The organism is Roseibium sp. AWQ4_254 (assembly GCF_056161025.1).
In genome coordinates this window covers 1-24170 of record NZ_JBSWYH010000030.1, presented here as the reverse complement: position 1 = coordinate 24170, position 24170 = coordinate 1, and the positions used below count along the sequence as shown (strand labels likewise).

19 protein-coding genes and 1 pseudogene are annotated in these 24170 nt (G+C 55.7%); 11 read left to right on the top strand and 9 right to left on the bottom strand.

Going from position 1 to position 24170, the window contains the following annotated elements; translation table 11 throughout:
- Window positions 1–31 precede the first annotated feature (31 nt).
- From ACXAIC_RS20170 to ACXAIC_RS20155, 4 genes are read left to right on the top strand one after another with little or no spacing between them, the layout of a single operon-like run.
- Window positions 32–955 carry a carbohydrate ABC transporter permease gene (locus ACXAIC_RS20170; protein WP_475184354.1) on the top strand — a complete coding sequence of 308 codons (924 nt, stop codon included), beginning with the start codon at window positions 32–34 and terminating at the stop codon, window positions 953–955.
- On the top strand, window positions 955–1827 hold the full coding sequence (locus ACXAIC_RS20165; RefSeq protein WP_475184350.1) for a carbohydrate ABC transporter permease: 873 nt from the start codon (window positions 955–957) through the stop codon (window positions 1825–1827). The genes ACXAIC_RS20170 and ACXAIC_RS20165 overlap by 1 nt, the downstream gene beginning before the upstream one ends.
- Entirely contained in the window at window positions 1824–2552 is a 729-nt protein-coding gene (locus ACXAIC_RS20160) for a cytochrome b561 domain-containing protein (RefSeq protein WP_475184349.1), read from the top strand. Before ACXAIC_RS20165 ends, ACXAIC_RS20160 begins: the two co-directional genes overlap by 4 nt.
- 11 nt (window positions 2553–2563) lie before the next feature.
- Window positions 2564–3487, top strand: a complete 924-nt coding sequence (locus ACXAIC_RS20155) for an SMP-30/gluconolactonase/LRE family protein (protein ID WP_475184347.1) — start codon at window positions 2564–2566, stop codon at window positions 3485–3487.
- 156 nt (window positions 3488–3643) lie between these two features.
- Here ACXAIC_RS20155 and ACXAIC_RS20150 read toward each other — a convergent pair whose 3' ends face one another.
- Window positions 3644–4318, bottom strand: a complete 675-nt coding sequence (locus tag ACXAIC_RS20150; protein WP_475184345.1) for a sugar transferase — start codon at window positions 4316–4318, stop codon at window positions 3644–3646.
- Window positions 4319–5108: 790 nt separating this feature from the next.
- Here ACXAIC_RS20150 and rfbC point away from each other — a divergent pair.
- From rfbC to ACXAIC_RS20120, 6 genes are all read left to right on the top strand, one after another.
- Window positions 5109–5660, top strand: coding sequence for a dTDP-4-dehydrorhamnose 3,5-epimerase (rfbC, locus tag ACXAIC_RS20145; protein ID WP_475184343.1), 552 nt, complete (start codon window positions 5109–5111; stop codon window positions 5658–5660).
- 8 nt (window positions 5661–5668) lie between these two features.
- Window positions 5669–6724: a dTDP-glucose 4,6-dehydratase gene (gene rfbB / locus ACXAIC_RS20140; RefSeq protein ID WP_475184341.1), complete on the top strand. Its 1056-nt coding sequence runs from the start codon at window positions 5669–5671 to the stop codon at window positions 6722–6724.
- Complete coding sequence (gene rfbD, locus ACXAIC_RS20135; protein WP_475184340.1) at window positions 6721–7569, top strand: dTDP-4-dehydrorhamnose reductase; 849 nt, start codon at window positions 6721–6723, stop codon at window positions 7567–7569. The genes rfbB and rfbD overlap by 4 nt, the downstream gene beginning before the upstream one ends.
- On the top strand, window positions 7566–8435 hold the full coding sequence (rfbA, locus tag ACXAIC_RS20130) for a glucose-1-phosphate thymidylyltransferase RfbA (RefSeq protein WP_475184338.1): 870 nt from the start codon (window positions 7566–7568) through the stop codon (window positions 8433–8435). Before rfbD ends, rfbA begins: the two co-directional genes overlap by 4 nt.
- 129 nt (window positions 8436–8564) lie before the next feature.
- Entirely contained in the window at window positions 8565–9596 is a 1032-nt protein-coding gene (locus ACXAIC_RS20125) for a glycosyltransferase family protein (RefSeq protein WP_475184336.1), read from the top strand.
- A 214-nt stretch (window positions 9597–9810) separates the two neighbouring features.
- The gene (locus ACXAIC_RS20120; protein WP_475184334.1) at window positions 9811–10860 is read left to right on the top strand and encodes a glycosyltransferase family A protein; all 1050 of its coding nucleotides are present in this window, start codon (window positions 9811–9813) and stop codon (window positions 10858–10860) included.
- A 171-nt stretch (window positions 10861–11031) separates the two neighbouring features.
- Here ACXAIC_RS20120 and ACXAIC_RS20115 read toward each other — a convergent pair whose 3' ends face one another.
- The 8 genes and pseudogenes from ACXAIC_RS20115 to ACXAIC_RS20080 all read right to left on the bottom strand — a co-directional run bounded on the left by ACXAIC_RS20115 (window position 11032) and on the right by ACXAIC_RS20080 (window position 20475).
- The gene (locus ACXAIC_RS20115; protein WP_475184333.1) at window positions 11032–12435 is read right to left on the bottom strand and encodes an O-antigen ligase family protein; all 1404 of its coding nucleotides are present in this window, start codon (window positions 12433–12435) and stop codon (window positions 11032–11034) included.
- Between the two features lie 4 nt (window positions 12436–12439).
- A complete protein-coding gene (locus ACXAIC_RS20110; protein WP_475184328.1) occupies window positions 12440–13453 on the bottom strand; it encodes a Coenzyme F420 hydrogenase/dehydrogenase, beta subunit C-terminal domain in 1014 nt (337 codons plus the stop codon).
- 198 nt (window positions 13454–13651) lie between these two features.
- Entirely contained in the window at window positions 13652–14821 is a 1170-nt protein-coding gene (locus ACXAIC_RS20105; RefSeq protein WP_475184326.1) for a polysaccharide pyruvyl transferase family protein, read from the bottom strand.
- A gap of 309 nt (window positions 14822–15130) precedes the next feature.
- A pseudogene (locus ACXAIC_RS20100) lies at window positions 15131–15278 on the bottom strand (chloramphenicol acetyltransferase); the annotation flags it as partial.
- A 385-nt stretch (window positions 15279–15663) separates the two neighbouring features.
- On the bottom strand, window positions 15664–17115 hold the full coding sequence (locus tag ACXAIC_RS20095; protein WP_475184325.1) for an oligosaccharide flippase family protein: 1452 nt from the start codon (window positions 17113–17115) through the stop codon (window positions 15664–15666).
- A 116-nt stretch (window positions 17116–17231) separates the two neighbouring features.
- The gene (locus ACXAIC_RS20090) at window positions 17232–18125 is read right to left on the bottom strand and encodes a hypothetical protein (RefSeq protein ID WP_475184322.1); all 894 of its coding nucleotides are present in this window, start codon (window positions 18123–18125) and stop codon (window positions 17232–17234) included.
- Window positions 18126–18291: 166 nt separating this feature from the next.
- A complete protein-coding gene (locus tag ACXAIC_RS20085; protein WP_475184319.1) occupies window positions 18292–19521 on the bottom strand; it encodes a glycosyltransferase family 4 protein in 1230 nt (409 codons plus the stop codon).
- A gap of 33 nt (window positions 19522–19554) precedes the next feature.
- Window positions 19555–20475 carry a glycosyltransferase family 2 protein gene (locus tag ACXAIC_RS20080; protein ID WP_475184316.1) on the bottom strand — a complete coding sequence of 307 codons (921 nt, stop codon included), beginning with the start codon at window positions 20473–20475 and terminating at the stop codon, window positions 19555–19557.
- Window positions 20476–21069: 594 nt separating this feature from the next.
- Here ACXAIC_RS20080 and ACXAIC_RS20075 point away from each other — a divergent pair.
- Window positions 21070–23814, top strand: coding sequence for a right-handed parallel beta-helix repeat-containing protein (locus ACXAIC_RS20075; RefSeq protein ID WP_475184315.1), 2745 nt, complete (start codon window positions 21070–21072; stop codon window positions 23812–23814).
- The last annotated feature ends 356 nt before the right edge of the window (window positions 23815–24170 follow it).

Here is a 24170-nt window from a genome sequence, read left to right as displayed (position 1 = left end):
GCTCCTCCAAGACCGGTGAAAGCACACCGCAATGAGCATTGCGTTCAAGGCCAATCGGCTGACCCCTTACATGTTTCTGGCGCCTGCAGGGATCATTCTGATCTTCGCGCTGCTCTATCCCATCGGATACATGATCTATGCGAGCTTTCTGGATTGGAGCCCGAGCCAGAGGATCGGACAGGCCGAGTTTATAGGGGTCCGCAACTATGTGAACCTTTTCGGCGATGGAGCCTTCCGGGAAAGTTTCTGGGTCACCATCCGGTTTGCAGCTGTTGTTGTGACGCTGGAAATGATCCTCGGGGTGGGGCTCGCCCTGCTTCTGGACCGCAATATCAAGGGCATGTCCCTGCTGCGGACAGTATTTATCCTGCCTATGATGATCGCGCCGATCGTTGTCGGTCTGATGTGGCGCTACATGTACCACCCGACAGTGGGTATTTTTAACCGTACCTTGAAGAGTTTTGGCCTTGACGGCATTCCCTGGCTGTCCGACAGCACCTGGTCCTTCATTGCAGTCGTAATTGCCGATGTCTGGCAATGGACGCCCTTCATTTTCATTCTCGCCCTTGCGGCCATGCAATCCCTGCCGCGCTCCGCGCTGGAGGCTGCGGAGATTGACGGGGCCAGCGAGTGGCAGAAAATCATTCTGATCAAATTGCCGCTGATGATGCCGGTTTTGATCGTCACCTTGCTGCTGCGCCTCATCGATGCCTTCAAGGTGCTGGAAGTGATCCTCGTGCTCACCAATGGCGGGCCGGGCCTGTCCACCGAAATCCTGGCATTGAGAATTTTCCGGACCGCTCAGGAATTCCAGGATCTGGGGGAGGCGGCCGCCATGTCAAACCTGCTGTTGATGGTGCTGATGGCGCTGACCATTGGCATGTTTGCCTACAACCGGGTGCAGGAAGCCCGTCTCGCCCGGCAACGGGTTGCCGCTGAAAAGGACGAAAGCTAATGGCTGTCAGAAGCGAAAACCAAAATCCGGCTTTCTATGCCCTTTTAGCAGCTCTTGTGGTTATGAGTGTTGGCCCCATCGCCCTCATGCTTGCCACGTCTTTCAAGACAAATGTTGACGTCTATGATGCATCGGTCCCGGCCTTCTTCTTCTCGCCAACACTTAAGAACTACGAGACGGTTCTGTGCAATTTCCTGTGGTACGAACCGGCTCATGTCGACTATTGCGATCCGACCTTTGGGCGCGCGCTCGTCAACTCGCTGATTGTCGGTCTGATTTCTACCGGCCTGACCCTGACCATCGGCTGCATGGCGGCCTATGCCCTGGTGCGGTTCCGCTTTATGGGCCGGGGGGCGGTGTCCATGACAACGCTGTTGATGCGTATGGTGCCGCCTGCGGTGCTTCTGGTGCCGGTGTTCGGGATCTGGACGTTCCAGTTCGGCCTGGACCAGACCTATACGGGTCTCATCCTGATCTATACGGCCATGAACCTGCCCTTTGTGATCTGGATCCTTCAGAGTTTCATTGTGCAGGTCCCGATCCAGCTCGAAGAGGCGGCCCGGATGGACGGGGCCAATCCTTTCCAGGTGTTCTTCCTGGTCGTCCTTCCGATCATCAAGCCCGGTCTTGCGGCCGCAGCCATCTTCACTTTCCGCATCGCCTGGAACGAATTTTTGCTGGCCAATGCGTTGTCCGGCCGCTCGACACGCACCGTTCCGGTCACCATCGTCAATTCAATTACTGAATATGACATCAATTGGGGGGTGATCATGGCCACCGGGATGCTGCTGGCGATCCCGCCGATCCTGTTCACCTTTGTTGCCTCGAAACAGATCATCACCGGCATGACGGCAGGAGCAGTCAAGGGATGATCCTGGAGTGGCTGCTCTCTCCGATGGACCCGGCAAGGCCCCATGATGTGGGGGCCATACTGTCGTGGCATGCCCGGGTTATGGTTATCGGATGGGGCATCCTGACACCTCTGGCGATCATGATCGCCCGTTTCTTCAAGGTCCTGCCGGGACAGGACTGGCCCCGTGAACTGGATAACAAAGTGTGGTGGCGGTGGCACTGGATGTCGCAGGCGCTGGTTCTCGTCCTGTCGGTTGTCGGATTGAGCCTGGTGCTCCTGTCACCTCAAAACAGCGGTTCGGCCATTCTGCACCGGGTTTTGGGATACGCCGTGCTGGGTCTGGCAGTTGTTCAGGCTGTGTCCGGTCTGTTCAGAGGCTCAAAAGGCGGCCCCACGGACCGGCGCCCTGATGGGTCTCTGCGCGGGGACCATTATGACATGACCCCGCATCGTCTCCTTTTTGAAGCCTTCCACAAGAGTTGCGGCTATATTGCCCTGGCGCTCGCCGTTTTGGTCATCTCAACCGGATTGTGGGAGGCGAACGCACCCAGGTGGATGGGGCTGAGCCTGGTCTTCTGGTGGCTGGGTCTGGTTGCGCTGTTCCTGTGCTTTCAGCGGCAGGGCAGGGCAGTTGGTACCTACCAGGCCATTTGGGGGCCAGGGCAGGAACATCCGGGAAACAGGATGGTGAAACGGGGAGAGGGCGGCAAACAGCCTGTCTTTCCGGATCAGTCTTATGAATGACGGGAGACATGATGTTTGGAGTGTTGGAAGGAACCGGTTTCGAGGTTATCGAGCCGGAATTCAAAGCCTGTTTTATCGGGCATGCGCGGGTGGAGCGCCTGTGGACCGGCGCGCGCTGGTCTGAGGGTCCGGCCTGGTTTCCCGCCGGACGGTATCTGGTCTGGTCGGACATTCCCAACAACCGCATGATGCGCTGGGACGAGACCGACGGGTCTGTTTCTGAGTTCCGCATCGGGTCAAACAATTCCAACGGCAATACGGTGGACACCCAGGGCCGTCTTGTCTCCTGTGAGCATTTGACCCGCCGGGTCACGAGGACCGAACATGACGGATCGGTATCTGTCATAGCATCCCACTGGAACGGCAAGCGCCTGAACTCGCCAAATGATGTTGTGGTGAAGTCGGACGGGTCCATCTGGTTCACCGATCCGTCCTACGGCATCTTGATGGACTACGAGGGAGAGCGGGCCGAGAGCGAAATCGGTGCCTGCCATCTTTTTCGCGCCGACCCTGAAACGGGGGCTGTCGAGATGGTCATGGACGGCTTTTACAAGCCGAACGGTCTCGCCTTTTCGGCCGATGAAGAATGGCTCTTTGTCTCCGATACGGGGACAACCCATGATGCGGACGGGCCGGCTCATATCGAAAAGTTCAAGGTCGGCGCTGACGGAAAAAGCCTGACGGACCGGAGCCTTTTTGCGGCCTGTACCAAAGGCGTGTTTGACGGCTTCCGTCTGGACCGGGACGGCCGCATCTGGAGTTCTGCCGCTGATGGCGTGCATTGCCTCAACCAGGATGGGGTCCTGATCGGCAAGATCCACATTCCGGAGATTGTCGGCAATGTCTGTTTCGGCGGTCCGAAACTCAACCGGCTGTTCATTGCCGGCACGACGTCGCTCTATTCGGCCTTTCTCAATGTGAACGGTGTCAAATAACCGCACGGACAGGGCGAGTCAGCTTGTTCGGAAAATGCAAAACGGCCACGGAGACAGGTCTCCGTGGCCGTTTGTATCTTGCCTGGATTTTGCCTCATGCGTTTGAAACTCTGACTTCAGAACGCGAAAGGCAAATTCAATGAAACGGGGTTTTCCCTAATACCCCTTGCCACGAAAGAGTTCGTGGATTGCGGTATCCAGAATGATCTTGAGGTCCAGCAAGGTTGAGCGGACCTCGATATATTTCAGATCATAGTGAAGCCGCATGGAAGCCGCATAGGCATCTTTTGTCTCGCCACGGAAACCGTGTACTTGCGCCAGACCGGTAATGCCGGGCCTGACCCTGTGACGGGACTGGTAGCGACGGTCAAACTCTTCGTAAGGCACGCCATTGGCGAGCATCCCGGGCACATGCGGCCGCGGGCCGACGAGCGACATTTCGCCTTTCAGAACGTTAAGGATCTGCGGCAGCTCGTCAAGATTGCTACGGCGCAAGAAACGCCCGACCGGGGTCACACGCGGGTCATCCTTCACGGTCTGCTGCACACCAGTCTGATCGCAATTGTCCGTGTACATGGAGCGGAACTTGTACGCGACAAAGGTTTTGCCGTGGAGACCGTGCCGCTTCTGGCGGAACAGGACGGGTCCTTTGCTGGTCACTTTTACGGCGAGCGCAATAAGAAGAAGAAGCGGCAAAAACAGAACAAGCGCAACCGAAGCCCCAATCAGGTCCAGCCCGCGTTTGACAATGTGAGAGCCATTTGAAGGATCTGCCGTCGCAAGGGAGCGATCCACGTCCGTGTTGTGAAAACCATAGACATCATCAGTCATTTCAAAAACTCTTATATTTTTCCCGCAATAACCCACGAAAACCGCAGGCGCTAATCAACTTCATCAATTCAATGCCCACTAAAAAAACTGTGGTCGCCATAAATCTGGTTAATGGGACGTTAAACGAAAGAGATATCCAATGCAACGCCAAAATTCAGGAAAAGTTGCACGGGAAATCAGATGAATTGCATTCATTCAGCCGCATAACGAATTGGAGTTGTTGGGATTTTTTTTACGACCAAAATATTGAGCGCATTGACCTTGAGGGCTCTTCCTTAAGGGTAAAAGCCATTCTTCTTGTGCGGTGCAAAATGTCTCTGTCAGGAAGACGCTCCAGACAGAGTGTGGAATCGGCAGCTTACACGGGTTGATAGGCTGTTCAGTCGGCGACGCCGCCCTGTGTTTGTTGGGAGTTGACCATCTGCTCTGTCCCGCAGCAAGTGTCCGGGCTTCATCACGCTACGGGGCCGATGCACAGACTGGCTATCTTTGAGGTGAGGCCCAAGCCATGCGCTTTGACGCAGATGCATCGCCGGCACCTAGGTGTCTGAAAGCCATCCAAACACTTGGTCAGGTTTACCAAAACCCTAAAACAGTCAATTAAATTTCGTGTTCTTGGGATTAAACAGGTATAGTCGCGCCGCGCTCCTGAGGATCTTCCGTTTGGGAAGGTGAAAAGGCCGGTTGTTCAGGGGGCTGGAAACCGCGAGCAGGGACCGCATCGGGCCGGAAGACCAGCATTTTGGTCGGCGGCTCGGGAAGACATTAAGTTTATTGATTGAGAGGCCAAATGATTGTCGAAGATACGGAACTGCCCGGCGTTTTTCTGATCACGCCGAGACGGTTCGGGGACGACCGGGGGTTTTTCTGCGAAAGCTGGAACCAGCAGGTTTTCGCAAAACATGGGATTGAGACTGACTTCGTTCAGGACAATCACTCGCTCAGCCGCCAGACAGGCACGGTGCGGGGGCTGCATTTTCAAAGTCCGCCCCATGCCCAGGCCAAGCTGGTCAGATGCGGGCGGGGCCGGTTTTTCGATGTGGCGGTCGACATTCGGCGTGGCTCGCCAACCTATGGCAAATGGACGGGGGCGGAGTTGAGTTTTGAAAACGGCAAGCAGATGTTTGTTCCCGAGGGCTTTCTGCACGGGTTCATGACCCTCGAGCCCGACAGTGAAATCATCTACAAGTGCTCCGATTTTTATGCACCCGACTGTGACGGAGCCGTGCGCTGGGACAGCTGCGGGATTGCCTGGCCGCTGAGGGGAATTGAGCCGGTCCTGTCTGAAAAAGACAAAGTTGCGACGCCGCTTGCGGACTTTCAAACCCCTTTTGAATATTGAGGATTTCCATGAAAATTCTTGTCACAGGTGGTGCAGGCTTCATCGGGTCGGCAGTCATCCGGCTTGCGGTCCAGCGCGGGCACAGCGTTGTGAACGTCGATGCGCTGACTTATGCTGCGTGCCTGGAGAACGTTGCACAGGTCGCAGACAATCCAGCCTATGCCTTTGAGCTGGCCGACATCCGGGAGCGGCAGGCGCTGCAACGCATTTTTGCAGAGCATCGACCCGATTCAGTGATGCACCTGGCTGCGGAAAGCCATGTTGACCGGTCCATTGACGGCCCGTCCGATTTCATCGAGACCAATATTGGCGGCACGTTCAACATGCTTGAGGCCGCCCGCCGCTACTGGGAGGATGCCGGCCGGCCGGAAACTTTCCGGTTTCATCACATTTCCACGGATGAGGTGTTCGGGTCACTAGGCGAAACGGGGCTGTTTCAGGAGACAACAGCCTATGATCCGCGCAGTCCCTATTCAGCGTCAAAGGCAGCGTCAGATCATTTGGTGCGCGCCTGGCACGAAACCTATGGCCTGCCGGTCATCGTCACGAATTGCTCCAACAATTACGGACCGTTCCATTTTCCGGAAAAACTGATCCCGGTTGTGATCTTGAACGCGCTCGCCGGCAAGCCGATTCCGGTCTATGGCAAGGGCGAGAATGTGCGCGACTGGCTCTATGTGGAAGACCACGCCGATGCGTTGTTGCTGGCCCTCATGAAGGGCACGCCCGGGCGCAGCTACAATATTGGCGGCGAGAACGAGCGGCGCAATATTGATCTGGTCAGGACCATTTGCACCCTGCTGGACCACAAACGGCCGAAACCGGAAGGGTCCTATGCTGATCAGATCACCTTTGTTGAGGACCGTCCGGGCCACGACCTGCGCTATGCGATTGATCCCGCCCGTATTCGGAACGAGCTGGGCTGGCGTCCGAGCGTCAGCGTGGAAGAGGGCCTGGAGCTGACGGTTCAATGGTATCTGGACAATGAGCCCTGGTGGCGGGCCTTGCAGGACCGCAAGGGGGTCGGCAAGCGTCTCGGAACCGCACCGGGTGCAAAGTCATGATTCTGGTCTTCGGATCGTCCGGGCAGGTAGCAAGCGAGTTGCGCAAGCTGCTGCCCGATGCCGCTTTTCTGGGCCGGGACGTTGTTGATCTCGCGGACATTGCATCAATCCGGCACATTATTTCCAGCAAGAACCCGGACGGCATACTCAATGCTGCGGCCTATACAGCCGTCGACAAGGCTGAGGAAGAAGAGGCGCTGGCGCTCAAGATCAATGGAGACGCACCCGCGGCGATGGCCGAGGCGGCCTGCGAGCTGGGTGTGCCCTTTGTTCATATTTCGACGGATTATGTCTTTGATGGCCAGGGGGAGACACCTTTTCCCCCCGAGGCCGTAACAGGACCGCTTGGGGCTTACGGCAGAACCAAACTGGCAGGGGAGGTCGCGGTTCGCGCCTCAGGGGCCAACCATGCGATTTTGCGCACCAGCTGGGTGTTCTCCGCCCATGGTTCCAATTTTCTGAAAACCATGCTGCGCCTGTCCGAGAGCCGCGACCGGTTGACGGTTGTTGCGGACCAGATTGGCGGACCCACACCAGCAGCCGCCATTGCGGCCGCCTGCGTTGCAATACTGACCCAGCTCAAGACAGCGCCGGAGAAATCCGGCACGTACCACTTTTCAGGTGCTCCGGATGTGAGCTGGGCAGCGTTTGCCAGGGAGATTTTTGCACAAGCAGACCGTCCGGTTGAGGTGGAAGATATTCCGGCCTCAGCCTATCCGACGCCTGCCAGGCGCCCGGCCAATTCCCGGCTGGAATGCAGTTCCCTTTCGGTATTCGGTCTTGAACGTCCGGACTGGCGGTCCGGGATCACAGAGGTTTTGAAAGACTTGGGGGATATGTCATGACCAAGCGCAAGGGCATTATCCTGGCCGGCGGGTCAGGCACCAGACTGTTTCCGCTGACCATGGCCGTGTCGAAGCAGCTGATGCCGATCTACGACAAGCCGATGATCTACTATCCGTTGTCCGTCTTGATGCTGACCGGCATCCGGGAGATTGCAATCATCACCACACCGGCAGATCAGCCCCAATTCAAGCGGTTGCTGGGCGATGGCAGCCAATGGGGCATGCGCTTTGAATATATTGAACAGCCGTCGCCCGATGGTCTTGCACAGGCGTATCTGCTGGCGGAAGCGTTTTTGAACGCTGCCCCCTCCACCATGGTGCTTGGAGACAATATCTTCTTCGGCCACGGCTTGCCCGAAGTGCTGCTTGCTGCGGACAATCGCGAGTCTGGCGGAACGGTGTTCGGCTATCATGTGGCCGATCCGGAGCGCTACGGCGTCGTGAAATTCAACCAGGATGGGCTTGCCGAGGAAATCATCGAAAAGCCCGCCGTGCCCCCATCCAACTATGCGGTGACGGGGCTTTATTTTCTGGATGGGGACGCTCCCCGTAGGGCCCGGGATGTCAGGCCGTCCGCCCGGGGCGAACTGGAAATCGTGACCTTGCTGGAAATGTATCTGCGCGAAGGCTCCTTGAATGTGGAGCGGATGGGGCGCGGTTATGCCTGGCTGGACACGGGCACGCATCAATCGCTTCTGGATGCGGGCAACTTTGTCAGAACCCTGTCTGTCCGCCAGGGCATGCAATCCGGGTGCCCGGAGGAAATCGCGTTCAACAATGGCTGGATCGATCAGGAAAAACTGCTGGAACATGCCAAGCTGTTTGGCAAGACGGATTATGGAAAATATCTTGCATCCTTGGTGTGAACAGCTTGACTAAATCACGAACAAATTAGAACCGACCTCTAACATCTTTGAATCTAACTCTCTTCATGAAACCAGATTTGGTCACAGCGCGTGACGAGATTGCATTTCTTTGACATCGGGGCCTTTGGAATGAAGTTATTTTACCATCACGTCACAACGAACTTCGGGGACTACCTGAACAGTTGGCTGTGGCCCGCTCTCATTCCCGAATTGCTCGACAGGAAAGATGACAACGTTCTTGTGGGGATTGGATCGCTCCTGTCCCATGGCCTGAATGTCGTTCCGGGCAACAAGGTCGTCTTTGGGACCGGTTCCGGATACGGAAATCTGCCGTCAAAGGCAGATGTCGCTGCGTGGGATTTCTTTGCCGTGCGCGGGCCGCTGACGGCCCGGTTCCTGGGGCTGGATCCGAAGCTCGCCATCACCGATGGCGCCTGGCTGATCGACAACATCCCGCGCTGGGCAGAGTTTTCTCCCGAACGGAAGGGAACCGTCTTCATCCCCCATTGGGAGAGTGCCTTTTATGGAAACTGGGAAGGCGCCTGCGCGCGTTCAGACGTAACGTTTGTGGACCCTCTGGATACCTGCGAAACAGTCTTCTCGGCCCTGGCCGGTGCGGACCTGGCCATTGTGGAATCGCTGCATGGGGCCATCATTGCGGACTATTTCCGCACCCCCTGGATTCCTGTGGCTTCACCCTCCAGGGTGCTGAAATTCAAATGGCTGGACTGGTGCATGTCCCTCGACTTGCCCTATGACCCCTTTGCGCTGCCTGCGTCTGATTATCTGGATGCGGTGTTTCAGAAACGGCCAACCGGTTTCGGCGACCGGCCCCTTGAGCGCATCCAGGTGCCAAATGACACATTCGATGTGCGCACCAGCCCGCCGCCCCGGTCCAACCCCGGTGCGCTCGCAAGGGCGAAGAAGAAGGTCAAACTTACGCTTCGCGACGCGAGGACCAGCTTGGTCGGTGGTGTGAATGTGGCGCGCAGGACCGGCCTCATGAACAGCCTGAACGCGAAAAGAGCGGACTCCGTTGCGCACTATTTCAACAAGGTCAAGGCAGAGCGGCCTTACCTGAGCGCGGAGGCGAAACGGGCGGAGCGGCTGGAACAGCTGAGCGCGGCTTTGCACTCCCTGAAGGTCAAATATGGAGGGTGAGCCAACGGCGTGAACGAGCCGGATCTTGCCGGGCCTGCTAGCGGTAAGTGTGGAAATGTGCTGCACATATGTAGCCTGAGCGTGTGCAGCAGACGTGAGTACGGGCTTTGTGTTCTGAGTTAAGAAGCCCAGAGAATGAGATCTTTTCCGGAGTGTGTTTTTAGCGGAAAGGTTCCGGACCGGCGGATTGCAAACGGAAAGACATTTAGAGCCCATGAGTGATACCAAAACCGATTATTCGATCGTTATTGCGACGCGGAACAGAGCCAAAGCTCTGGAATTGAGCCTGCCCTTGATGCTCACCCAAAGCCGTCCTCCCTCTCAGCTGATCATTATCGACTCTAGTGACAATCCGGAGGAAAGCCGGTCGGTTGCGCAGGCCTGTGCCGAGAAGTTCAATTTTGAGATCGAGTTTCATGTCAGCGAGCCAGGCACCAGCAAGCAGCGCAATATTGGTCTGGCACTGGTGAGGCATGAGATCGTGCTGTTTCCTGATGATGATTCCCTGCTGTTTGACGGAGCCATGGAAGAGATCCTGGCCGTCTATGAGCGGGACACGGACGGGATCGTCGGCGGGGTCTGCAGCGCTGAAGCGACAAAGCTGCCGGAGGCCCTGAAGGAACTGGCCCAGGAAAGCTATTCGCAAAATCAGGAAGACAGGCTGCGCAAAACGGTAGCCCGCCTGCGTTATTATCTGGAAAGAAATGTCTTCAAGAACCCCTTCATTGTTCTGGCCCGGCAGAAAATGGAAGCGCTACCGTCCCCTGAGTGGCTGGGTGAGTATGATGCGGTCCGGGTGGAATGGCAGAGCGGTTTTCGAATGTCGTTCCGCACATCTGTCATCCGCTCGATCCTGTTTGACGAAACTCTGGGCCGGTACGCGGCCCATGAGGACGTGGATGCCAGTTTGGGGGTTCTGGACAGCTGTCTGCTGATCGGGGCGCGGCGCGCGCAGATCTATCATTACAAGTCCCCGGAACGCCGGGACAATGGTTACACGATGGGCGTTATCCTGATCCTGAACATGGCGTATGTTCTGGCAAAACGCTCAGATCTTAGCTGGGGACTGAAATTCACCTTTCAAATGTTCACCTTGTACAAACTGGTTTTGTATCTGAGCGGCTTGAAAACCGAGTTCGGTCGTGAACGATTTAAAGGGGCGTTTGCTGCCTTGAGATTTTCTTCCCGGCTGTTCAGGGCGGACCGGAAAGACCTGGAAGTGGTCTATTTGGACATCCGTAAATCGCTGGGTCTGGGCATTTGATACCCATCGCAATTGATGATGCCCTATTTGATGTCCCAATTCCGTTCAACGGCCAAGCGCGGTCAAATAGGTCCTCATCAATTGCACTCGGTATGACACCAATCTCATCAGAAGAGGGCTATCAGGTGAGCTTTGTTTCATGCGCTCAAGAGGGCGTTTCCGGCGTCTTGATCAATCTTCCGGCTGTTGACGCCTTGATGAAAGCTGCCTCTGGCTACTGCGTTTGGTGTCCTGCTTTGACACAGACCTTTCACCTGAGCGGTTGAAAGGGTAGCGCGGCCTTGCTTGAGCATTCTTCACCGGGCGGCGGGGACCCGCTTTGGATCCGGTTTCGTCATCATCCGTCTCATCAGCCGTTTTTTCAACCGCAATGTCCTGATTGGTGAAGAACCACGCGCAGGCGCCGAACATGAACACAACCATCGCATAAGTTGCGTTCCAGTAATGAACTGTCCAGCCTGACAGGAAAATTCCGACAAGACAGAACATCATCGCCCGGCGCTGAATGAGGACATTCTTGTCCACGATCTTGGCGCGGGATGTCCGGATAGCGTTATAGGCAAAGGCGATGATCAGCGCGAAGCCGGCCGGCATGCCATATTGAAGGCTAGGCACGATCCAGAACATGTCGGCACTGGAAGAATAGACAAACCATGGCCGCTCATATTCTTCATAGCCGATGCCAAACAGCGGATGATTGACGATCGACTGGGTACCATAGCGCCAGATGAAGACCCGGTTATAGGCCGAGTGCGGACTGAAGGCGAAATAGGTGATGAAGACCTGCGGGGGCGAACGCGTCGACAAAAGATCAATGGTGACCCAAAGCGCTGCGATCCCTGCAAGCATATATTGCCAGCGTTTGACGATGTGACGGGTGACCATGTCATAGCCGATCAGCAGGAGCTGACCCGACATGCCGGTCAGAGGGCCGGAGGACAGGGACAGGGCCGCGGTGACAAACACCGCGAAAGCTCGAATATATCGCTGGAACGCTGACTGGACATTGTAGCGGTAATAGAAGGCGAGACTGATGCCCATGCTGCAAAACACCCCAAACAGAATGGGGTGTTCGAAGGGGCCTTGAACGCGGTCCAGGCCCCAGCGTTGATCCGTGATGGCAATTCCATAGGTCCGTCCAATTGTCCGGAAGATCTCAATGGGAAGAACGCGGCCGGTCACAGTTTCGAAAAGAGCAAATGGAGTTAGAAACAAAATGATGAAAATCAGCCATTTGCAAAGCTGATTGAAGCGTTCGGGGGTGCAGATCAGAACGCGGGCGATGAAATAGGCGCCAATCGTCTCAATCGCGATCATACCACCGGCTTCAATCGAGCGGTCCGTGCCGTAAAGGACTGTGAGCGAGAGCGTGGTCCATATGGGATAAAACAGAATGAGAAAGTCGGACGGGAGTTTTTTGTAGCGCTTGTTGGTGAGCCAGATGATGACAGCGGGAACCAGCCCCAGCAACAGGAAGAGCCGGTAAGGGGACAGACGCAGCGGCCCGACGAAGAAAAACATCGGGATGGCAAGGGAAATCAGGAAAAGCGGAATGAAGATGGACGTTGGCTTCATGATACTATGCCCGCCGGAACGTGCCGATTAGATTGCTGATAAAATCGCGTGCACCAAGGGATCTTGCGTTTTTGAGGATCGAAAACCCCTTATAGGCTGGCCGCCATCCGGTTTTGAAAAAAAGTCCGAGCAAGCGGGCCAGCAGGGCCTGGGACCTGCGGGTCTGGCCCGGCTGGATTGTCAAAAGAGTGTCGATGTCAAAAGAGGCGAGGGCGACTTCACCGGCTGCAACGGCCTCGTGGAGGAGAGCCTGTCCCCGCTTTGTGCGTGCCATGACAAGGCTGGTGCCTTCCCCATCCTCAAAAAGGGGATAGCCATCCTTGTCCGAGTGCCAGGCATCTGCGCAGACAAGATCCGCTGCGCCGCCGGTTCCATCGGGACAGACCTTGCAGCGGAACTGAACAAAGGACGACAGAACCTTGCCCCAACTGTCATGATAGCTCATGGTTTCGACAGTTCCGTCATGGCGCGTGGCCTTGGCATAGCCGGGCCAGCCATCGCCCCGATACTGGAATTTGTTGAGGTCCTCTTCTGCGACATTCAATTTCTTCAACACCGCAAGAGATCCCCTCCGGCTCGGAACCCCGGCGCAAAAGAAGGACATCAGGAAAGGCACTTTGCTGTCGACCCGCTTGTCTACGCGGGCAAGGGCACGCAAGGCAGCAATGTCACAGGGCTTGGCGACGACGGCGAAGCGCTTGTCACCCGAAAGATAGGCGTCAATTTCCGACAGAGGTGCGGAAGGCGCATAGCGGGAGCCTGCGGACCGGTAGATGTCTTTGAATGTCTCGGCAACATGCGTCTTGTTGGAAATCGGATCCTCATCACTATCCCGGATCGTGAGGATGAAATCGACCTGGCCGGTTTTCACAAGGTGATGTGCGACCGCTGACAGCACGGCGCCGGAAGAGCCGTGGTATCGCAGGTCTTCATTGGTTGCCCAGCCTGTATGAACCTCTTCAAATGGACCCCAGATTGGATGGTGGTTGCTGCCCGTCATGGACCGGGAAACGGTCACGCCAGGACAGGCTGCTTCCAGCTTTCTTTCACTGCCCAGCGAGAGAGGTCCAGTTTGATGAGGGCGCAGATACCCTTGGCCGTCAAGCTGCATCTGGACAGCCCCCCCGGAAACACCAGCGCACAATCCGCAGCCGGCGCACAGATTGGCGTCCATGACTTTTTTCAACACCGGGGATCTGAAAGAGGTCATCTTCTGCTAGCCCCGGACTTTTCCGATCTCGGCAATCAACCGGTCCTGATACGTCTTCAGGCGGGCATCCGCCTTTGCAAAGGCGTCTTGGACCTCAGCCTTGAGCACCGCCCGGTCCCGGTAGCCGCTGACGACGGAGGCAACAATCTGCTCTTCACTTTCAGTCCGGCAGTCAGTCGTGCGGGCATAACCGAGGGTTCCAAACAGGCCTTCAAACTTGCGGCTATAGGCCATGGGCACCACAGGAACACCGGAAGAAAAAGCTGCAATGCACGCATGCATGCGGGCTCCGGCGAAGAAGTCCAGGCTTGAAATATAGCTCTTTGCGTCAGAGGGGCTCTTGAAGCGCGGGGCAAGGACCGTTCCCGTAAACTCCTGGCTCAGTGCCTCGGCCACGCGGAAATCATCTTCAACGGGCAGAATATCGGAATTGACATGTCCGACAAAATGGATCTCCGGCTTGCTGTCATCTTCCAGTAGGGCTCGGACGATCTTCCGCACAACGCTTGGGTAGTCGGCCTTGAGGTCAAACATGTTTTTGCCGGTATAGCCGCCATTGAAGAGAAGTCCAGAGACATTGAGGCCAATGCTCGGCCGTCCCCCCTTCGGGTAGGCGCTGGCATCATAGGGCAGGCGCATCGCCACATCCGTGGACTCGATGGCCTTGTCGCCAAGCTGGAGCGGTGCAATGAACTCACTGGAGAGACGGTCCCGGGTTGTCACAAGCGCGGCCCGTTTCATGAACAGGCTGGCCACAACATGGGCCCAGCGTGCCTTGAAAGGCCCAATGGTCTGGGGGCCGAAAATGAGTGGTTTTCCGGCCAGAAGGACAGCGAGCTTGCCGAGAAAGTTCTTGTTGATGCGTCCGGCGCCATAGATATCGGCGAAACTGTCGCCTGCGCTGATATCAATGACCAGATCACAGGCCCGTATTGCCGAATGCAATTTTGAAGGCATCACAAGATCGCGCGTCCGGAGCGATACAACCTCCACATTATCGCCCTCGATATAGCAGGGTCCCGGGTCACGCCATCCGAGAACCTTGAAGCGGGGCTCAAGGCCCAGCGGCGCACAGAGCGTTTCAATAATGGCGATATTGGATGCCGTGAGGGCGCCCACGCCCAGATTGTCCGAATTCGCCGAGTGCCACAAAAGGCCGATTGTCAAAATGCTCATAAGATCTCGCTGGGAATGATTAAGGGCGCAATTAGGATGAGAATGGAATTATCGTTCGCTAAGTGATCTTGTACGTTTTTGCCGGTTGTCTGCAACGCAATGGCGATAATCGCCAGACTGAACTTTATGATACCTTCTTCGCGTTGTGAAAATGTTGCTGTGCCCATTTTTCAATTTTTGCGGCCTGTTCCACGCCCAGACGCTCAAGCAGCAAATGTTTTTGCTCCAGAAGCTGTCTTAGGGGCAGGCGCCACCATTTTGACGCTTCGAGGTGGGCAATCGTCGCCTCGTCAAATCTCATTTTCAGCGGTTTTGCTGGAACGCCGCCAACGATCGTGTATGGGGGGACGTCCTTGGTGACGACGGCACCTGCTGCGACGATTGCACCATTGCCGATGGATTTACAGCCGGACAGGATCGTCACCCGGTCGCCGATCCACACGTCATTGCCAATGGTGAGCGGGTTGTCCGTGTCGGACTGGATGGAATCCTTTTCCAGAAAGCCTAGTTTGTGATTGTAGAAATAAGGGTGCTGCGTCAGCCGTTCGGCAGGATGATCCCGCCGACGTACAATCAGTTCCTGTCCGACGGAACACCAGGCGCCCACGCGGGTTCCGCGCGGCAACCGTCCGAAACCAAGAATATCGCCATAGCTGTGAAGCCCCACTTCGACATCCAGATAGTGCTGCAGGATCGCCCGGTGGGTTGCCGAAACCATGGGCGGGCCTTCCATCCGGTAAAGCAGCTTGGAGCAAAGGTTTCTCAAACGCCGGTAGCGCCAGAGGCGCAAAAGGAGCCGGTTTGGCTCCGAACGGTCCGCATGCAGCGCTTTTTCGGTGAAGTTAGGAGCCATTTGTCTTCCTTTTCAGCGAGAGTCGGCCACGGTACCGCTCCCAGACAGTCTCTCCAAGATAGCGTCTGCCAGCATGCAGAGACCACGTCAGACAGAGGAAGGCCAGGACGGGCAGGCACAGAAAGACGTGAAGATTGTTAAGAAGATCCGCAGTAGGCGGGAACAACAGGGCATCTGCGATCGCGAGCGTCAGAACCGCGAGAAATGCTGCAAGCGGCACAAGGGCGTTCCGCAGCCGAAGCAAGTTTTTCCGGTTCGAATAGACCAGCGCAAAACCTATGGCAAGGATTTCTCCCAGAATGTTGCAGAACAGAAGCGCGTTCACGCCATACCCGCTGACCAGCGTGGCATAGCCGCAGGGCAGGGCGACAACTCGAATGAGCGAGGTGTAGAGGACCAATTTGGTATTGGCGCGCGCGATCCAGGTGATGACAATCCCAGCCCGGAGAAGGCGCAGCGCTTGTGCACAACTAAAAATCACCAAAATCGACAGGGCTGGCTCATATTTCGTGCCGAACACCGGGATCAGGACGGCGGGTCCGAAGAAGGCAACCCCAAGCACCATACCCGCAGCGAGAAACAGCATGCCTTCGATAGTGATCTGGGCCTGATCCAGAAATGCAGGATTGTCCGTCTGCCGTTTGGCCAGCTCAGGCAGTGTCAGGGTTTGATAGGTGTTGGCAAGATTGAGACTGGGGGTGGCAACCAGCAGAAAGGCGACGGAATACCAGCCTAGGACTTCAGGTCCCATCTGATTGCCAATCAGGAGGCGGTCCCCTTGAAAGATCAAGAACATCAGGATGTTGCTGCCCAACAGGGGCAGGCCGAAAGAGAACGCTTGCTTTAAGACAGCCAAGTCCCAGTCCAGCCGGTAGCGGCGTGTTGCCAGAATGTGAGAGACCAGGGTATAGGACGCTTGCTGCAGGATGATTGCCCACAACATGATCCGGTAATCGTCGAACACCAGAGACAGTCCGAGGGCCGAAACAAGCGACACGAACGCCGGCACTGCAGTCGCAATTGCAATACCGGAGAACTTCATGCCTCGTTGTTCGCGGACAATGTCGAAATGCGACAATCCTCTCAGCAACGGGCACAGGGCAATGACCTGATAGGCCCAGGCCGCCTGGGGAACCTGCATGAAGGCTGCAAAAGGATGGGCAATGGCGAAAAGAAGCGCCGCGTTCAACAGACCGCGCAACACCTGGAGGGTTTGCAGATTGCCCTGAAACTCTTCGCTGTCGCCTTCCTGCGCCTGAACGAGCAGCCGTCCATGCGAGACATTTGTCACCATCTCGATCAGTGAGAATGTCAACGCAAATGTTGCTGCGATGCCGAAGTCTTCAACGGAAATCAGCCGTGCAATCAGGATATTGCGCACGAACGGAATGACCGCGGCGGCCCCGTTGCCAGCAAACAGATATGCGACTTGTCTAATCATTATTCGCTTTGCCGCTGCCCTCGCTGATCTGGACGCAAAACCGGCTCACACTTCTGCCGGATTTGCTTTCGATAGAGGGCGTGCAAGGCACAGGAGTTTGAGTGTGCAGCATTCGGTCAAGCCCGGTCTGTAAGGTTGTTGTCCAGCGGAGCTGTCGTGTGGGCAAGGAGGGGGCGCCCGAGAAAGTCCTTTTCCATCCAGTCGCCGGCCTCAAAGGCAACCGCAGACGCGTTCTCCGACGCGGAAAACCCTCCCGGCCTCAGGAGACTCTTGGTTCTCCGGCCTACTTTGTGAAGAAAGGTGAGAGGGGACGGCGCTGAAGTGCGTTTGGCGCGGTTCACCTCCACCTGCGTGGAATTTGCACTTTGAAGCCGGTACAGCGCGGCAAAATAGTCGATTGCTTTGAACTTACGTCCCGCAGACTGCATATTGTCAAAAGGCAGGAGATGGCTGCCCAACTCCTGAATGATCTCCTCTTCGGATGACCTCTTGTCATGAAATTTGTAGAATTTGGCCGGAATGTTCAGCGATGTGCCGCAGAACTTGTGAAAAGGCACCCGCTTTTTCATCTGCCGGGTGCCTGAAATCCAAGAATAGCCTTTTCGAATGAAGCGTGCGGTTTCAGGATCACCGTCGAGCACAGTCTGGACGAGATGTCTGTAGATGAGATCGTCATCGTCACAAATCATGACATAGTCTTCCGGAGCCAAAGACATGAAACCGGCACGCACGCGGTGCCCCTTTTCGAAGCGGACAGACTGATAGACGGCCTTGGGAGATGAGGCTGTCTGAATGATCTCATTCGGCGGAAAATCAACATTAATCCGCTGGACGAAGCTGGGCCGCTCTGGCAGGTCCTGTTCGTGATTGCAAACGATGTTGACGACAAATTTCGGCATCGACTGGTCAGAGAAAGAATGGAACAATTCTTCCATGGCTGCGTATCGCTCGTCGGCATTGCGCACATTTTTTGGATGTCTGACGGGTACTACGAAATGAAACTCAGTCATGAAGAAACACTTTTTACAATCGCAACAACGTCAGTTTGAAGTCTGGAGACGGTTATCAGGTCCCGGCATCGGCCACAATTCGCTTTGTTAAAAAAGTTGACGCCACTGCAATGCGTCGAAGCAAACCGGTGCCTTTCGATCCGTTGAGGTTGGCGGAAGCACATGATCATGCCGCTTGTGTTACCAGGACGCTGTCATAGATCTTGATCAATTCCTCGGCCTTTTTCTCCCAAAGGGCTTTGCTCAGCACCTTTGTCCGGGCGGCCGTTCCCAGCCGGTGCCCGTAATCCGGATCAAGCGCGAGTTTGCGGATCGCTTCCGCCAGATCGCTGGCAAGCTGGGCCGGAGTGTCGACATCCACCTGAAGCCCGCAGGTGTCATCGACAATGCTGCCAGGGCCGCCAATGCGGGTGGTGATGATGGGAAGGCTCCAGCGCATCGCCTCATAAAGAACCGCCCCCATACTTTCGCGAAAACTCGGAAAGATCAGGGCATCAGCCGTTTTATAGTGGTGTTCAACCGCGTCGCGCGGGAGGCGTCCGGCGAAGGTGATCCGGTCCTGAACCCCGAGCTGTTCAGCTTCTGCCCGGCAGGCGGGCAGGTCGTCGCCATCGCCAACACAGACCAGCTTGACGCCGGGCAGGTCCTTGAGCTGGGCCAGCGCCCGGATCGTATCGCGCAGCCCTTTTGTACGCGTGGTCCGGCCAACGCTCAAAAGGGTCAGTTCACCGGCCTTACGGGACCGCATGACGGGGGGAGGGACTGTGTCGAGGCCGATCGTCAGGAAAGGTTCAAACCGGCGGATGGGCGCAGAAGACAGGACTTCCTGCATATAAGGCGCAACGCCCAGAACGAGGGCAGCCTTGCGATAGCTTTCCCGAAGCCAGGGGTCGAAACGGAACCGCACAGGATCAAGAACCCTGAGCTTGGTGGATAGTTTTTCCGTGCCGGCTTCCTCCCGGAACGCTTTGGGGGTTGGCAAGGCGCCGCCCAAGGAACCGATCACATAGGGGATCTGGAAGAAGCGCAGAGCCGTCGGATATCGTGGGGCTGCAGGCAGCATCTGATGGGCGATGTCGAACGTCCGCCCGTTGGCTACTTCCTTGCTGAGCCAAGCCTTCACACATTTGGACAGATAGAAGACATGCGGTTTAAGCATGGTCCGGACGAAGCGGTTTTTGCCCGTCCAGGCTGGCTCCGGCCAGGTGATTACGTCGGCATCAGGCAGTTGCTGCGCCAGGGGAGGCCCGTTCGGTGCTTCGAGCGCCAGGACGGTGAGGTTGGCATGGGCGCACATGGCTTTCACCAGATGGTGAGCGAGAGGTCCTTCGCCGACATCGTGCAGGCTCAGATGCGGTGCCACGACAAGCACCTTCAATTTGTCGTCATGTCCCATGAAGCGGCCCGGATGAAGCTGGAGGGAATACGGTCAGATACTCTTTGGCATTTCAGCAACCACTTTGCGGAAGTGGTGGGCACGGTCCTGCGCTGCGGTTTTGCGGGTCAGTGCGCCTATGAGGCTCCAGTAAAGATACCGGCTGCCATTAAAGAGCATCAGGATCGTCCAGGCGCCAAAGCGGCTCGCCTTGCCGTAGTGTTTGCGGTGCAGGCGGATCGTGGCGTCCGTCAGCATGACGTCGCGTTTGAAGTTCAGCTTGCGTGCCGAGCCGCCGCCCAAATGGGTGATCTCTCCGACAGGTGCACAATGGACGCGCCAGCCGGCTTTCCGGAACCGTACGCACCAATCCACTTCTTCTCCGAAAAAGTAAAAATCCTCATCCAGAACCCCGACCTGGTCCATGGCGCTCCTTCGTACGGCCATGTAACAGCCCGCGACAACCTCAACATCGCGTGCGTCGCGCCGGTCCCAATTGAGCATCCGGTAGCGGTCGAAAAAGGGCACGCCTTTGAAACGCCACAGACCCGATGACAGAATGACCAGATTGATAAGGGAGGGAAACCGGCTGGTATTTGGCTGCATGGTGCCGTCTGGATTGAGAACACGGCAGCCAAGCACAGCAATATCGGGATGCGCGTCGAGATACCGGACCGTTTCCGGCAACACGGTTCCGTGGACAAGTGTGTCAGAATTTAAAAGGAGGATATGCCGTCCGGCAGCTTTGGCGAAACCCTGATTGTTCGCAGCTGCGAACCCCCGGTTCTCGCTATTGCGGATCAAGACGGCATCCGGGAATTCCTGTTCAACCATATCCGGTGAACCGTCGGAAGAAGCGTTGTCGATTACGATGACTTCCGCGGCCAAATCGCCCAGCCCCTGAAATGTGCTCTTCAGGCAATCCCGCAGCATGTCGATGGTATTCCAATTGACGATCACAATGGACAGATCCATTCGGAAAACTCACTTTTTAAAAAACAGCGCACTCCTTATCATGCGAAAGGTCGCATGGCTATCAATTGGTTATCGCTTCGTTAACAGCCTGCGGCCGCAGCCATTCGGAAGAAACGCGAATTTTGATTGCATTGCTCGATTTCTTATTGGAGAAATATTCACATGAGAGTTTAGGGCCTGAATGCGAAAATTTTTCTGTGAACGGTCAAGAAATTTTCAAAAGGGGTTGATAGTATGCTCGGAATAAAAAAGAGCAAGTTAGGGTCGTCTCTGCGTCAATTGTTTTTGGTTGCTTTTGGTGTAATTTCTCTGGTTTGCATAAATGTTGTGAGTGCTTATTCATTTTATTTGCCGGTGGTAGGTAGTGATAATAGAGTAGAAAATCGCAATTCCTTAATTTATACGCAGAGAAAACATGGTGAATTATTGCATGATTCACAAAAAATAGCGTTAAGGGAATATTGCGGAAATGCGGTTCTACAAGGTAATACAGAGTTATTTAAACTTTGCATCAATAGTCACTCCAGTATTAAACCGGCAATCAACAGCGGCTTGGTAGGTTCCTCTCAGCACGGTCATTATGAGAGGCAAACAATGTCCGGAACTACGCTTGACGCAACATCGGAATCCACGACGACCTACCGGGTCTCGAACTCTGAAGAGCTGCAGGAAGCTCTCGCAAAGGCAAATGGCGGCGAAACGATCCTCCTGGAAGGCGGAGATTGGGGCGGTCTGGGGCTGAGTGATTTCAACCCGGCATCAACAGTCACAATCAAGTCTGCTGACCCTGACAATCCCGCTTCAGTATCTGCGCTTTATGTCGGCAATTCCTCGAATGTTGTGCTGGATAGCATCACCTTCGACTATGACTATAAAGAAGGCGATCCGAATTACGTAAAACCCTTCAAGGTCCTCAATTCGGAAAACATCACGATTTCGAATTCCGTGTTTGACGGTGACGATGCGTCCGGCACCGGCACGAAGGCGGATGGATACGGCAATGCTTTCGGTCTGTTCGTCGACGATTCGACGAACATCACGCTGACAAACACGGAAATGTACGATTTCTACCGCGGTGCGGTATTCGTCGAGACGGACGGGTTGACCGTCACGAACAACGATGTGCACAACATGGCCAGTGACGGGCTGGACTTTGCCGAGGTCACGGATGTGCTCATTGAGGGCAATCACCTCCATGATTTTGACGCCCATCCGGACACCAAGTCACACTTGGACATGATCCAGTTCTGGACGAGCGGTACGGATGAGCCGACGAAGAACGTTGTCATTCAGAACAACATTCTGGATCAGGCGGACGGCAACCCGACCCAGTCTATTTTCATCCGCAATGAGGTTGTGGATTCGCTGGGCGGCGGTGAGGACATGTACTACCAGAACCTCACGATCCAGAACAATCTGATCATCAACAGCCACCTGCACGGGATCACTGTTGGGGAAACGGATGGCCTTGTGATTGCCAACAACACTCTGGTCAGCAAGGAGGACACCCCGTCGTCGATCGAGGTTCCGGCGATCAATATCAGGCAATCTGCCGTGAATGTGACGGTCACGGACAACATCACGGAAACGAAAATCAGCCTGAATGAAGACACTCAAGTCGCCAGCGACAATACGGTCATTCAAACAAACAATCCTTACGGTGAAAATTACGCTGGCGATGTCTTCGCGAACTACTTCTCCGATACGATGTCTTTGAAGGACCTTGTGGTTGTCTCGGATGAGCTGTCTGACTCAGCGGGTGCGGACCTGTCCGGCGTTGGTTTTGATGGCTTTGTGTCTGCGGATGTTGGAACCGGGCGTGACGCCAATTCGGTGAGCTATCAGCTGGAAGATTACCAGACGGATGGTGCAACATCGGTTGAGTGGACCTTCTCCGACGGCGGGACTGCGTCGGGTGCGGCGGTGGAGCACGCCTTCTCGGGCTATGGCAAGCAGTCCGCGACTGCGACCATCACCTACGAGAGTGGGGAGCAGGTGGTCCTCGAAAAGTCGGTCATCCTGGAATCCCCCAATTACCTTGATCTTGACATTTCGGGTGGCGTCGCTGTCGACAACACTTCCGAAGCCAACACGATTTCCCTCGGGGAGAACGTCGCGGTGGAAACGATCGATGGTCAAGAGGGACTGGTCCTCAACGGCGATAAGGTCAAGGTGGGTGCGAGCCAGGATTTCTTTGTGAATTCCAAATACTCGGTTTCCTTTGACATCGCGTTCAATTCGGAAACCGGCGCCGGCGGCCGTGTGCTGAATTTCAGCTCCAGCTTCGTTGTCTTCATGACTCCGACATCTTTGAACGTAGCCTTGACCACCGATCAAGGCAGCACCTGGATCAAGTCGTCCTTCCCGCAGCTGACGGCTGATGAGTGGAACGATGTGACCTTCACATTCAACGGGGAAACCGGTGTCGCAGCTGTTTATCTCAATGGGGAGCTTCTGAAAGAGGTGACCGGACTTGAAGGACAGGTGCAGATTGGCAGCACCAGCCATAGTCTGCTTCTGGGAGATCCTTACAGCGACAAGGATCTCGGTGTGGCCATTTCCGACCTGTCCTTTGTCGGTTATGACCTTACCAAAGAAGAAGTGGCCTCCGGCGTCACAGTCCTGGCAGAGAGCGATCTGGGTGGCGATAGCGGCGGATCCGATACGGGGGACAATACGAGCGGGGATGTCACGGACGACAACGAAATTCCTGTTATCGACGAGGACGACCGCACTGAAAACGGTGAGTTCGGAACCGACGGCAATGATACGATGTTTGCCGGCAGCTCTGACGGTCAATATGTCGACGGCAAGGCTGGCGATGATGTGATTGCGACCTATGGCGGTGATGACATTGTGGTCGGTGGTGCAGGAGCAGACACGCTGATCGCAGGGAGCGGTAACGATACAATCATCGTTGATTACGACGACAAGCGTATCGATGGCGGTGAAGGCTTCGACAAATTGCAGTTTGACGAAAGCCTGGATCAGGTGGATATGCGCCTTCTAAGTGCCTATGTTCAAGGGGTTGAAGGCATTGATATCGACAATGATGCAGATCAGCAGCTCATTGTTGATCACGGCGATGCCGGCAAGCTGGACTCATCTGACGGTCTGTTCATCTTTGCCAACCAGGGCGACACCGTTGTCATCGATGACAGCGAGAGCTTCCTTTCGGTGCGCTACGATGGGCAGATGGAAATCGACGGCGACATGTTCAATGTGCTGATTTCCACCCGCTACAAGGAAGACCGTGTCTTTTACGTCGATGCGGATGCAAGCGTTTATGATGCTGACGGGCATTTGCTGACCCCCCTGGACAGCGACATGATCATCTGACCGTTTCCGCCCGGAGCGGCGGGGGCTTATAGAATGCGGAGGCAAGGCAGACGCTTTGCCTCCGTTTTTTTGCAGGCCGAACCGGGTCTTTTGTTCTCGGTCTCCTTCAGCTGTTCGGGCGCCCCGTTGGAAAAGGCCTCACTGACAGGACATAGCAGTGGTGATTCTGGCGCGATTCCGTGGCTATTCTGCGATAACAGGAGGGTGGGGCGGTGGCTGGAAACTATTTCCGTGTGTATCTCTCCTATGCGTCTCCCGCACGTAGGGTGTCCGTCCGGTGAAGCCGGTCTTCATGGCGGCGGCGCGCTCTGTTACGCTGCTTTTGCAGCGTAACACCAAGGCATGAGTTCGTTGAT